General features: G+C 74.5%; 11 protein-coding genes. 6 read left to right on the top strand and 5 right to left on the bottom strand.

The window, feature by feature from the left end; translation table 11 throughout:
• Positions 1–16 precede the first annotated feature (16 nt).
• The 3 genes from B5Y66_RS19270 to B5Y66_RS19280 form a co-directional block, all read right to left on the bottom strand.
• Positions 17–337: an AzlD domain-containing protein gene (locus tag B5Y66_RS19270; protein ID WP_079576214.1), complete on the bottom strand. Its 321-nt coding sequence runs from the start codon at positions 335–337 to the stop codon at positions 17–19.
• Complete coding sequence (locus B5Y66_RS19275) at positions 334–1,044, bottom strand: AzlC family ABC transporter permease (RefSeq protein ID WP_079576215.1); 711 nt, start codon at positions 1,042–1,044, stop codon at positions 334–336. The genes B5Y66_RS19270 and B5Y66_RS19275 overlap by 4 nt, the downstream gene beginning before the upstream one ends.
• Before the next feature lie 74 nt (positions 1,045–1,118).
• Positions 1,119–2,585: an NAD-dependent succinate-semialdehyde dehydrogenase gene (locus B5Y66_RS19280; RefSeq protein WP_079576216.1), complete on the bottom strand. Its 1,467-nt coding sequence runs from the start codon at positions 2,583–2,585 to the stop codon at positions 1,119–1,121.
• Positions 2,586–2,668: 83 nt separating this feature from the next.
• On the opposite strand from B5Y66_RS19280, the gene B5Y66_RS19285 reads away from it, so the two are divergent.
• The 4 genes from B5Y66_RS19285 (at position 2,669) to add (ending at position 7,089) form a co-directional block, all read left to right on the top strand.
• Complete coding sequence (locus tag B5Y66_RS19285) at positions 2,669–3,196, top strand: AAA family ATPase (RefSeq protein WP_079576217.1); 528 nt, start codon at positions 2,669–2,671, stop codon at positions 3,194–3,196.
• 42 nt (positions 3,197–3,238) lie between these two features.
• Positions 3,239–4,177, top strand: coding sequence for a 4-hydroxy-tetrahydrodipicolinate synthase (dapA, locus tag B5Y66_RS19290; RefSeq protein ID WP_079576218.1), 939 nt, complete (start codon positions 3,239–3,241; stop codon positions 4,175–4,177).
• A 22-nt stretch (positions 4,178–4,199) separates the two neighbouring features.
• Positions 4,200–5,885, top strand: a complete 1,686-nt coding sequence (locus tag B5Y66_RS19295) for a ribonuclease J (protein WP_079576219.1) — start codon at positions 4,200–4,202, stop codon at positions 5,883–5,885.
• Positions 5,886–6,066: 181 nt separating this feature from the next.
• A complete protein-coding gene (add, locus tag B5Y66_RS19300) occupies positions 6,067–7,089 on the top strand; it encodes an adenosine deaminase (protein ID WP_079576220.1) in 1,023 nt (340 codons plus the stop codon).
• 7 nt (positions 7,090–7,096) lie between these two features.
• On the opposite strand, the gene B5Y66_RS19305 is transcribed toward add, so the two are convergent.
• The gene (locus tag B5Y66_RS19305) at positions 7,097–7,678 is read right to left on the bottom strand and encodes a TetR/AcrR family transcriptional regulator (protein WP_079576221.1); all 582 of its coding nucleotides are present in this window, start codon (positions 7,676–7,678) and stop codon (positions 7,097–7,099) included.
• A gap of 97 nt (positions 7,679–7,775) precedes the next feature.
• Between B5Y66_RS19305 and B5Y66_RS19310 the strand changes: the two genes are divergently transcribed.
• Both B5Y66_RS19310 and B5Y66_RS19315 read left to right on the top strand, forming a co-directional pair.
• A complete protein-coding gene (locus tag B5Y66_RS19310) occupies positions 7,776–8,189 on the top strand; it encodes a hypothetical protein (protein ID WP_079576222.1) in 414 nt (137 codons plus the stop codon).
• A gap of 79 nt (positions 8,190–8,268) precedes the next feature.
• A complete protein-coding gene (locus B5Y66_RS19315; RefSeq protein WP_079576223.1) occupies positions 8,269–11,079 on the top strand; it encodes an FtsK/SpoIIIE family DNA translocase in 2,811 nt (936 codons plus the stop codon).
• A gap of 11 nt (positions 11,080–11,090) precedes the next feature.
• On the opposite strand, the gene B5Y66_RS19320 is transcribed toward B5Y66_RS19315, so the two are convergent.
• Positions 11,091–12,392, bottom strand: coding sequence for a CapA family protein (locus B5Y66_RS19320; RefSeq protein ID WP_245807223.1), 1,302 nt, complete (start codon positions 12,390–12,392; stop codon positions 11,091–11,093).
• Between the last annotated feature and the right edge of the window lie 5 nt (positions 12,393–12,397).

The following is a 12,397-nucleotide window of genomic DNA, read 5'->3' on the forward strand; positions in this document are numbered from 1 at the left end:
CGCGACGCGGCGGGCGTCAGCCCCAGCCGAGCGCGCGCAGGCCCGCCGCGGTGGCAGCCGCGAGCACCACCACGAGGATGAACGGCGCCCGCAGCGCGAGAGCGACCGCGGCGACGGCGAGCGCGGGCACGCGCGCGTCGACGACGAGCGCCTGCCCGTCCGCGAACGTCTGCACCACGACGAGCGACACCAGGAGCGCCACCGTGACCAGGGTCGACGTCCGCTGCACGCGGTCGGTCGCGAGCCAGTGCTCGGGGATGAGGTGCCCCGCGAGCTTGAGCCCGAAGCTGAGCAGGGACGCGGCGATCACGGTGACCCACAGCACGGTGGTGGTCATGCGCCCTCCGCCCTCTCGCTCGGGGTGCGCGGGGTCGCGAGCACCCCGACGGCGATGGCGACGGCGGCCGCCGCGAGCACGGGGATCCCGGCCGGGGCGACGGGGATCAAGGCTGCCGTGACGGCCACGGCGAGGGCCGCGACGACCTGCGCGCGCCGCGCGGCGAGGCGCGGCCACACGAGTGCGAGGAACGCGGCCCCGGCGGCGGCGTCGAGCCCCCAGGCGCGGGGGTCGCCGAGGGCGTCGCCGGCGAGCGCGCCGAGCAGCGTGAACGCGTTCCACAGCACGAAGACGCCGATCCCGGTGACCCAGAACCCGGCCCGCGTGGCGGCAGGCTCCCGCTGTCCGACGGCCACCGCCGTGGACTCGTCGATCGTCAACTGCGCGGCGGCGAGCCGTCGCCAGCCCCGCACCCCGAGCAGTGGTGCGACGACGGCGCCGTACAGCGTGTTGCGCGCGCCCAGCAACGTGGAGGTCGCCACGGCCGCGACGGGAGAGCCGCCCGCGGCGACGACGCCGATGAGGGCGAACTGCGACCCGCCGGAGAAGAGCAGGAGGCTCAGCGCCATGGTCTGCGGGACGCTCACGCCGGCCACGACCGAGAGGGCGCCGAAGGAGATGCCGTACAGGCCGGTGGCGAGCGCCACGCTCGCCCCCTGGCGGACGGCGGACCGCACCAACGGGTCGCGCCCCTCGCCACGTGTCACGCCGGTAGGAAATCACGGCGCGCCGTCCGGCGGGAAACCTGACCGGATTCGATCGAGGGCATCCGCCGCCCGGCTCAGAGCGCCACGTACACCGTCTCGAGGTACTCCTCGAGGCCCGCCTCGCCGCCCTCGCGACCCAGCCCCGACTGCTTCATGCCGCCGAACGGGGCGCTCGCGTCCGACACCATCCCGCGGTTGATCCCGATCATCCCGGCGTCGATCTCGGCCCCGACGCGTAGCGCCCGCTCCAGCGAGGTGGTGTAGGCGTAGGCGGCGAGCCCGTACTCGGTGTCGTTGGCGAGGGCGAACGCCTCGTCGTCGTCCGCGAACGCGACGACGGGCGCCACGGGGCCGAAGATCTCTTCGCGCACGACCCGTGCGTCGGTGTCGACGCCGGCGAGCACGGTGGGCTGGAAGAACGTGCCGGGGCCGTCGGGCCGCCCGCCGCCCGTGAGTACCTGCGCGCCGCGGTCCGTGGCGTCGTCGACGAGCTCGGCGACCTTCTCGACGGCCTCGGCGTCGATGAGCGGCCCGACGTCGACGCCGTCCACGTCGCCGCGCCCGACGCGGAGCCCCGCGAACCGGTCGGCGAGCCGCTGGGCGAACTCGCGAGCCACGGAGTCGTGCACGAGGAAGCGGTTGGCCGCGACGCACGACTGGCCGGCGTTGCGGAGCTTGGCCACGGTGGCGCCGTCCAGGGCGGCGTCGAGATCGGCGTCGGCGAAGACGACGAACGGCGCGTTGCCGCCCAGCTCCATCGACGTGCGCAGCACCTGGTCGGCGGCCTGCTGCAGCAACGTGCGCCCGACGGCCGTGGAGCCGGTGAAGGACAGCTTGCGCAGCCGGTCGTCGGTGAGCAGGGGCGCTACGAGGTCGCCGGAGCTCGCCGTCGGCACGACGTTCACGATGCCCGGCGGGAGCCCGCGCTCCGCCGCCTCGGAGCGGATCACCTCGGCGACCAGCATGGTGGTGAGCGGGGTCTGGTGGGCCGGCTTGATCACGACGGGGCACCCGGCGGCGAGCGCCGGGCCGATCTTGCGGGTCGCCATCGCGATAGGGAAGTTCCACGGTGTGATCAGCAGCGCCGGACCGACGGGGCGCCGGTGCACGATCTGCCGGTTCGCCCCGGCGGGGGCGGTGCGTACGAGTCCCTCGACCCGGACGGCCTGCTCGGCGTACCAGCGCAGGAAGTCGGCGCCGTACGTCACCTCGGCCCGCGCCTCGGCGAGGGGCTTGCCGCACTCGGCGGTGATGAGGGAGGCGAAGGCGCCGCTGCGCGCGACGATCCGCTCGTAGACGGCGCGCAGCAGCTCGGAGCGCTCGCGCGGCGCGACGCCGCGCCACGCGGACGCGACGTCCGCCGCGGAGGCGAGCGCCCGTCGCCCGTCCTCGGGGGAGGCGTCGGCGACGTCGAACAGGACCTCGCCGGTGGCGGGGTCGACGACCTCGAAGGTGCGGCCGCCCGAGGCCGCGGTCCACTGGCCGTCGGCGAGCATGCCGGTCGGCAGATGGGCCGCGAGCGCGGGGGACAGCGAGCTCATGCCCCGAGTATGCACAGCGTGCCGTCCGCTCGACACGCGAGGCGGTCGTGGTCGCGGCCGCCTCGTCTCCCTACGATCGTCGGATGGGTGACGGTCGGGCCGGGGGCCCCACGACGCTGCTGCTCCTGAACGGGCCGCCGGGCGTCGGCAAGTCGACCGTCGCGGCGGCGCTCGCGGCGGGCCGGCCCGGCACGCTCGTCCTCGACGTGGACGTGGTCCGCGCGCTGATCTCCGGCGAGCATGCCGGGACCGCGGAGCCGGCGAGGCGCCTCGCCCTGGACATGGCACGCTCGCACCTGGGCGCCGGCTCCGACGTCGTGGTCCCGCAGCTCGTGGCGCGCCCCGACCAGGTGGCGCGCTTCGAGCGTGCCGCCGCGGACGGCGGGGCGCGGTTCGCGCACGTGCTGCTGCAGGCCGTGTCGGACACCGTCGCGCGACGGGTCGCGGCCCACGCCGCACCACACCGCGCCGGCCTGGACGCGGCCGCGCGGGACGCGTACGACGCGGGCCTGCGCCGGGTGGCGCAGCTGCGGGGCGTGGTCGTGGTCGACGCCGACGGCGCGGACGTCCCCGGGCTCGCGCGCCGGGTGGCGCGGCTGCTCGACGGGTGAGTCCGTCCGTCGTGCGCGGTCGCGCCCGGTACGGTTGACCTCATGACGCTCGCCCCCACCGCCGCGCGCCCGTTCGGCGCTGTTCTCACCGCGATGGTCACTCCCATGACACTGTCGGGTGACCTGGATCTCGACGCGGCGGTCCGCGTGGCGAAGCGCCTGGTGGACGACGGCAACGACGGCCTCGTGCTGTCAGGCACCACCGGGGAGTCCCCGACGACGCACACCCCCGAGAAGGCGGACCTCGTGCGCGCGGTCGTGGACGCGGTCGGCGACCGGGCGTACGTCCTGGCGGGCGCCGGCTCCAACGACACGGTGCACGCCGTCCGGATGGCCGAGCAGGCGGCGGAGGCCGGCGCGCACGGCCTGCTCGTCGTCTCGCCGTACTACTCGCGGCCCACGCAGGAGGGCCTGTACCGGCACTTCGCCACCGTGGCGGACGCCACCGACCTGCCCGTCATGCTGTATGACGTCCCCGGCCGCACCTGCGTCCGGATCGCCGCGTCGACGTACGAGCGCATCGCGCAGCACCCGAAGATCGTTGCGACGAAGGACGCGACCGGCGACGTGGCCGCGGCCGCGCAGCTGGCGGCGCGGACCGGCCTCGCCTGGTACTCGGGCGACGACAGCCTGCTGCTGCCGTTCCTGTCCGTCGGCGGCGCCGGCATCGTCTCCGTGTCCGCGCACGTCGTGGCCGGCGCGTTCGCCCAGGTCGTGCGCCGCTGGGACGCCGGGGACACCGCGGGGGCGCTCGAGGCGTTCCTGCCGGCCCTGCCCGTGATCGAGGCGCTGAACGGCGCCGGGGCGCAGGCCGTGATGTCCAAGGCCGCGCTCGAGGCGCTCGGCGTCCTGGACAACCGGGAGCTGCGCCTGCCCAACGTGGCCGCCTCCGAGGACGACGTCGCGCTGGTGCGCGACGCCCTCGCGACGGCGGGCTACCTGAACGACGGCGTCCGCGCGGGCGCCACCACACTTCCGTAAGAACTACCGGCCTGGAGGCCCCGTGAGCCACCCTCACCCCGAACTTCCCCTGCCCCCCGCCCTGCCGTCGAAGGGGCTGCGCATCGTGGCCCTCGGCGGCCTCGGCGAGGTGGGCCGCAACATGGCCGTCCTCGAGTACGAGGGGCGCCTGCTCGTCATCGACTGCGGCGTCCTGTTCCCCGAGGACCACCAGCCCGGCGTGGACCTGATCCTGCCGGACTTCGAGTACATCAAGGACCGTCTCGACGACATCGAGGCGATCGTCCTCACCCACGGGCACGAGGACCACATCGGCGCCGTGCCCTACCTGCTGCGCCTGCGCCGCGACATCCCGCTGGTCGGCTCGCGGCTCACGCTCGCGTTCGTCGAGGCGAAGCTCAAGGAGCACCGCATCAGGCCGGTGCTGCGCGTCGTGGCGGAGGACCAGACCGAGCGGTTCGGCCCCTTCGACTGCGAGTTCGTCGCCGTCAACCACTCCATCCCGGACGCGCTCGCCGTGGCGGTCACGACCGGCGCCGGCACCGTGCTGCACACCGGCGACTTCAAGATGGACCAGCTGCCGCTCGACGGTCGCATCACCGACCTGCGCGCGTTCGCGCGCCTGGGCGAGAAGGGCGTCGACCTGTTCATGGTCGACTCCACCAACGCCGAGGTGCCCGGGTTCGTCACCAACGAGGTCGAGATCGGCCCGGCGCTGGACGCCGCCTTCGCGCAGGCGGAGAAGCGGATCGTCGTCGCGTCGTTCTCCTCGCACGTGCACCGCGTGCAGCAGGTGCTCAACGCTGCCCACGCGCACGGCCGGAAGGTCGCTCTCGTCGGCCGCTCGATGGTGCGCAACATGGGCATCGCCTCCGAGCTGGGCTACCTCGACGTCCCGCCGGGCGTCCTCGTCGAGCTCAAGCAGGCGGCGAGCCTGCCGGACGACCGCATCGTCTACATGTCCACCGGCTCCCAGGGCGAGCCGATGGCTGCGCTCAGCCGGATGGCCAACGGCGACCACAAGGTGCAGGTCGGCCACGGCGACACGGTGATCCTCGCGTCGTCGCTCATCCCGGGCAACGAGAACTCCGTCTTCCGGGTCATCAACGGGCTGACCCGCCTCGGCGCGCGCGTCGTGCACTCCGGCAACGCCAAGGTGCACGTCTCCGGCCATGCCAGCGCCGGTGAGCTCCTGTACTGCTACAACGTGCTCAAGCCCCGCAACGTGATGCCGGTGCACGGCGAGGTCCGTCACCTCGTCGCCAACGCGGCGCTCGCGGTCCGCACGGGCGTGCCCGCCGACCGCGTGATCCTCGCCGAGGACGGCGTCGTCGTCGACCTCGTGGACGGTAAGGCGTCGGTCGTCGGTGCCGTGCCCTGCGGCTACGTGTTCGTGGACGGGTCGACCGTCGGCGCGGTGACGGAGAACGAGCTCAAGGACCGTCGGACGCTCGCGGAGGAGGGGTTCGTCTCCGTCTTCGCCGTCGTGGACACCGCGACCGGCAAGGTGCTCGCCGGGCCGCAGATCCTCGCCCGCGGCATGGCGGAGGACAACGCGGTGTTCGAAGAGGTGCAGCCCGACGTCGTGAAGGCGCTCGAGGACGCCATCGCCGGCGGCGCCACCGACACCTACCAGCTGCAGCAGGTGATGCGCCGCGTCATCGGGCAGTGGGTGAGCCGGCGCCTGCGCCGTCGCCCGATGATCGTGCCGGTGGTCGTCGAGGCCTGACCTGGCGCCACCCCCCGCGCGGCAGCCGCGAGGGCGTGAACCACATTCGAGGGGCCTCCCGGCGCCTGGCGACGGTCGACCGTCGCCGGCCGCCGCCGGGAGGCTCCTCGTGTCGTCGGCGCCGCCGTCACCGCCCCGCGGCATGGGGGTTCCGGCGGTCGCGCCACGTAGCCTGCGGGGCATGACCGCTCCTGCGACCCGCCCGACGACCGCCGCCCGCCCACCGCGCGCGGAGCTCCACCTGCACCTGGAAGGCACCCTCGAGCCGGAGCTGGCGTTCGCGCTCGCCGCACGGAACCGGGTGGACCTGCCGTTCGCCGACCCCGCCACCCTGCGGGCGGCGTACGCGTTCTCCGACCTGCAGTCGTTCCTGGACCTGTATCACGCGACGTCGCAGGTGCTCCGTACGGCGGAGGACTTCGCGGACCTGACCCTCGCATACCTGCGGCGGGCGGCCGCGGGCGGGGTGCGCCACGCGGAGCTCATGGTGGACCTGCAGACCCATGTCGCACGCGGCGTGCCCCTCGAGGACGTCGTGGCGGGCGTGGCCCGCGGTCTGGCGGTGGGGGAGGCGGAGCTCGGGGTCTCCGGCCTGATGATCGCGGCGTTCCTGCGCCACCGGCCGGCGGCGGAGGCGGACGGGCTGCTCGACGACCTGCTCGCCCTGGGGGCGCCCGTCGCCGGCGTCGGGCTGGCCTCCACCGAGGTCGGGTTCGCGGCCGCCCCGTTCGCCCCGGCGTTCGCGAAGGCCGCGGCCCACGGCCTGCGCCGCACGGCGCACGCGGCCGAGGAAGGCCCGGCGTGGCACGTCACCGAGGTGCTGGACGCCCTCGGCGCGGAACGGGTGGACCACGGCATCCGGGCGCTCGAGGACGCCGAGGTCGTCGCCCGGCTCGTGCGCGAGCAGGTCCCGCTCACGGTGTGCCCCGTCTCCAACGTGCGGCTCGGCGCGGTGGCCTCGCTCGGCGAGCACCCCCTACCGGCGATGCTCGCGGCGGGCCTGAACGTCTCCCTGAACTCCGACGACCCCTCGTACTTCGGCGGCTACGTCGACGAGGTCGACGACGCCGTCACGGCGGCCTTCGGCCTGACGCGGGACCAGCGCGCCGACCTCGCCGCGGCGTCGTTCCGCGGGTCCTTCCTCCCGGCCGAGCAGGTCGCGCGGCACGTGGCTGCCGTCGAGGAGTGGCGCGCGGCGGGATGACCGCCCCTCAGCGGGCGAGGAGCGCGGGGCCGACGGCGCCCGTGGCCGCGTCGTACCGCGCGCCGCGGGCTGCCTCGTCCCCGGGCAGGAGCCCGGCGAGCTCGAGCGACACCAGACCGTGCACGAGGCCCCACAGGCCCACCGCCGCCGGCCCGGCCTCGGCGGGCGCGGCGTCGAGCATACGTGCCACGGCGTCGCGCAGCACCCGGAACGTGGGTTGCTCGATGGCGGGCGGCGCGTCGGCGCCGGGCCGCACGGCCCGGTCGAACATCGTCCGGTAGAAGTGCGGGTCCGCCAGCGCGCTGTGCCGGTAGGCCGCCCCGAGGGCGCGCAGGTCGGCGACGGGATCGGCGGTACGCGGGACGGCGGCCAGGTGTGCGGCGAAGCGGCGGAACCCCTCGGCGCTGACGGCGGCGAGCAGGTCCTCACGGGAGCCGAACAAGGCGTAGACCGCCGACGCGCTGGTGCCGGCGGACGTGGCGACCCCGCGCACCGTGACCGCAGGCTCGCCCCCGGTGGACAGGGCCTCGGAGGTCACCTCCAGCAGGCGGGTGCGCAATGCGTCGTCGTGCAGGCGAGGACGGGGCATGCCGCCAGCGTAGGCCCCTTGACGCGCGTTTGCGAACGTTGTTTTATAACAGTGTTCATCAACCATGATGACACCGTCCCCACCGTCGGAGGTTCCTGTGCTCGAGCTCACCGACGCCGCCCGTATCACCGCGGGCGTCGTGCTGCTGACCGTCGTCGCCATCGAGTCCGGCGGCTGGTTCCTGGTGAAGGTGGTGACCGGGAGGGTGCCGGCCACCGCCTTCCAGACGTCCTTCTTCCGGGCCGGGCACGCCCACGCGGGCGTGCTGGTGATCCTCGGCCTGCTGTGCGTCGTGCTCACCGAGGCGACGGACCTCGCGGGCGGCTGGCGGTGGCTCGCGGCGACCGGGGTGCTGATGGCCGCGATCCTCCTGCCTGCCGGCTTCTTCCTCTCGGCCGTGGGGGACGGGCGTACGTCGCCGAGCCGGGCCGTCCTGCTGCTCCCTGCCGGGGCCGCCGTGCTCGCTGCCGGCGTCGTGACGTTGGCGGTCGGTCTGCTCGCGGCGGGCTGAGCCGGCACCCGGGCGAGGGGCAACACGCGGCCGGGACCTGCGGTGGCGCGACGGGGAGCGCGGGTACCGTGGGGGCATCATGGCCACCCGGACACCCGCCCGCAGGATCACCGGGACTCCTCGGGGAACGGCACGAACGGGGCGGACCGCATCCGTGGCCGCCCCGACCCGGCGCGCGCCTGCCCGGACGTCGTCTTCCGGGCGTTCGTCGGGCAGGTCCACCAGCAAGGGGTCGGGGCGTAGCTCGGGCGGGCGCCGGGCGCCCGCCCGCAAGCCGGCGCCGTCGGCGCCGTCCTGGCCCGTCCGTGCCGTGCGCGGCCTGTACCTGGGCGTCGCGCACGGGCTCGGCGGCCTGACCCGCAGCATCACCAAGGGAGCAAGAGACCTGGAACCCGAGCACCGCCGAGACGGCGTCGCCTTCTTCCTCATCGCCCTCGCGCTGGTCGTGGCCGCACGCGAGTGGTGGGGGATCTCCGGCACCTTCGGCACCGTCGTGCACGCCGTCGTCGCCGGCACCGTGGGGCTGGCCGGGGTGGCCGTCCCCGTGCTGCTGCTGTGGCTGGGGTTCCGCGTCATGCGGCACCCGGAGCGCGGCCAGGCCAACTCCCGCGTCGCCATCGGCCTGATCTTCGTCGTCGTCTCGGTGTGCGCCCTCGTCGCCATCGCCGAGGGCACTCCCGCGCCGAGCGACGGCTTCGAGGCGCTGCAGGACGCGGGCGGCATCATCGGTTACCTCGCGGCGACGCCCGTCGTCACGGGCCTGACCGAGTGGGTGGCCGTCCCGCTGTTCCTGCTCCTGGGCTTCTTCGGGCTCCTGGTGGTCACGGCCACGCCGGTGCACCGCATCCCCGAGCGGCTCCGCGGCCTCTACGACCGGCTCACCGGCAACCACCGCCCCGAGGAGGCCACCGACGACGACGGGCTCGCGCTCGCCGAGGGCGTCTCCCGCCACGACGGCTCGGACCCGGCGCCGCGCAAGAAGCGCACGCGCAAGTCGAAGGCCGAGCGGGCCGCGGAGGCGGCCGAGGCGGCGGGCCTGGACGAGTACGCCGGCGACGAGGCGTTCGAGAAGGCGGCCCTGCTCGAGAAGGAGGCGGCCGCCGGGCGCGCCGCCGCCGCGGCGAAGGCCGGCCGCGGGGCCGCCACGCAGCGGGTCGGCGCCGCGGCGACCGCACCCGTGGAGGCGGTGCCCGCGGACGACCCCGCCGCCACGCCCCCGTCGGCGAAGGACCTGCCGCCCATGGGGCGCGCGGAGCAGCCGATGCTCGACGGCGACACGGTCTACCTGCTGCCCAGCGAGGAGTCGCTCGGCAAGGGCGCACCGCACAAGACGCGCTCTGCGGCGAACGACCGCGTGGTCGAGTCGCTGACGAAGGTCTTCGAGGACTTCGGGGTCGACGCGCAGGTGACGGGCTTCACCCGTGGCCCGACGGTCACCCGCTACGAGGTCGAGGTCGGCGCCAAGACCAAGGTCGAGCGCATCACGTCGCTGTCGAACAACATCGCGTACGCGGTGGCCAGCGCGGACGTGCGGATCCTGTCGCCCATCCCGGGCAAGTCCGCCATCGGCATCGAGATCCCGAACTCCGACCGCGAGACCGTGGTGCTCGGTGACGTGCTGCGGTCCTCGGCGGCGCGGCGCACCGAGCACCCCATGGTCATGGGCGTCGGGAAGGACGTCGAGGGCGGCTACGTCGTCGCGAACCTCGCGAAGATGCCGCACATCCTCGTCGCGGGCGCCACCGGCGCCGGCAAGTCGAGCTTCATCAACTCGCTGATCACGTCGATCCTCATGCGAGCCACGCCGGAGCAGGTGCGCCTGGTCCTCGTCGACCCGAAGCGCGTCGAGCTGACCATCTACGAGGGCATCCCGCACCTCATCACGCCGATCATCACCAGCCCCAAGAAGGCCGCCGAGGCCCTCGACTGGGTCGTGCGCGAGATGGACGCCCGGTACGACGACCTGGCGACCTTCGGGTACAAGCACGTCGACGACTTCAACACCGCGGTGCGGGCGGGCAAGGTGAAGCCGCTGCCGGGGTCCGAGCGCAAGATCGCCCCGTACCCGTACCTGCTGGTCGTGGTGGACGAGCTGGCGGACCTCATGATGGTCGCCCCGCGCGACGTCGAGGCCTCGATCCAGCGCATCACCCAGCTGGCGCGCGCCGCGGGCATCCACCTCGTGCTCGCCACGCAGCGACCGTCCGTGGACGTCGTCACCGGTCTGATCAAGGCGAACGTCCCGTCGCGCCTCGCGTTCGCGACGTCGTCGCTCGCCGACTCCCGGGTGGTCCTCGACCAGCCGGGCGCCGAGAAGCTCATCGGCCAGGGCGACGCGCTGTTCCTGCCGATGGGCGCGGCCAAGCCGATGCGCGTGCAGGGCGCGTGGGTCACCGAGTCCGAGGTGCACAGCGTCGTCGAGCACGTGAAGGAGCAGCTCAAGCCGGTCTACCGCGAGGACGTCACCGCGCCCGCGGCGGCCAAGAAGCAGGTGGACGAGGACATCGGCGACGACCTCGACCTGCTGCTCCAGGCGACGGAGCTGGTCGTGACCACGCAGTTCGGCTCCACGTCGATGCTGCAGCGCAAGCTACGCGTGGGCTTCGCCAAGGCGGGCCGGCTCATGGACCTGCTCGAGTCGCGCGAGATCGTCGGCCCGTCCGAAGGGTCGAAGGCGCGCGAGGTGCTCGTCACGCCGGACGACCTCCCGTCGGCGCTCGCGCTCATCCGCGGGGAGACGCCGCAGGCGTACGACCAGGAGGCGGAGGCCGCCGCCGCGAGCGGCGGGTCCGGCGACCCGTACGCGGACGGCGTCGACGGGCACGCGCCGCCGGTGGCGAAGGACTACCACGACGACGCCGACACCGACCCGGAGAACGGCTGGCGCTGAGGCTCGCCGGCTCAGCGGTCCCGCGGGAGCACCTGCGGCGGCGGCCCTGTCGTCTCGGGAGGTTCCTCCCGCTCCGGGGCGGCGTCGCCCACCGCGTCCCGGACGCGTTCCTGGCGGGCCGCTAGCTCTGCCCCGGACAGGGTCGTCGCCGCGGGGTCTTCCAGGGCGTCGGGCAGCGCGAGCACGTCGTGCCCTCCGCCGATGTCGACGGTGGTCGGGGTCCAGGACACGTCCGTCATGCGGACGGGGTCGCCCGGCGCGTCCTGCGCGAAGGTCGCCGACAGCAGCACGCCGTTGCTGGTGCGGACGTCACAGCAGTCGGCGCTCTGGTTGGACAGCAGGTTGCCGAGGCCGTATGCCACCCACATGCCCGCGCCGTCCGGACCCTTGCCGAGGCGGTCGATCCGCTGGGGGATGTGCGCGTGGTGCCCGATGACGAGGTCGACCTCGCGCGACCGGGCGAGCCGGCGCACGACCTCCTCCTGCTGCTCGGTGAGCTCCTCGGTGTACTCGACGCCGGCGTGCAGGCTCACGACGACGACGTCGGCGCCGTCCTCGCGGGCCGCGCGGGCCTGCTGAACCAGCCGGTCGGCGTCGATGAGGTCGACCGCCCACGGGGCGTCCGGCGGCATCGGCAGCCCGTTGAGCCCGTAGGTGGCGGCCAGGTGCGCGACCGTGATCTCCCGGCCCTCGCGCGTGAGCACGTACCGCTGCGGCTCGTCCTGCTGGTCCGCGCTGCGGGCCGTCCCCGCGAACCCCATGCCGGCGGCCGCCAGGCGGCGGATCGTGGCGGTGACGCCGTCGTACCCTCGGTCGACCGAGTGGTTGGACGCGGTCGAGCAGCCGTCCCAGCCCTGCTCCTGCAGGTCGCGCACCAGGCCGGGCGGAGCGCCGAAGAGGGGGTAGCCGCTCGGGGCCGTGCCCTTCGGCGCCACGGGGACCTCGAGGTGGCACAAGGCGAGGTCAGCACCCTGCACCCAGGCGTCGAGGCCCGCCAGGAGCGGCGTGAAGTCGGGGTCGTCGGTGCCGCCGGCGGAGGCGACGACGGGAGAGTGCGTGAGGAGGTCGCCCGCCGCGAGGAGCGTGAACTCCACCGGCCGGGGAGTGGGGCTCGGGGGCGGCGACGGGATCGGGGTCGGGGGAATGCCGGGCGCGGACCTGTCGGCGCCGGGGCCGGGCGACGGGCCGGCCTCGTCGAGGGGCCCGCCCACGGCGAGCGCGCCGCCCACGCCGAGGACCGTGCCGCACAGTGCGGCGAGGGCGACGAGGCGTCGTCGCGAGGGTCGTCCGTCGTCGGACGCGTGACGGGGCACGCGAG

This window comes from Krasilnikoviella flava, assembly GCF_900167525.1.
GTDB lineage: Bacteria > Actinomycetota > Actinomycetes > Actinomycetales > Cellulomonadaceae > Isoptericola > Isoptericola flavus.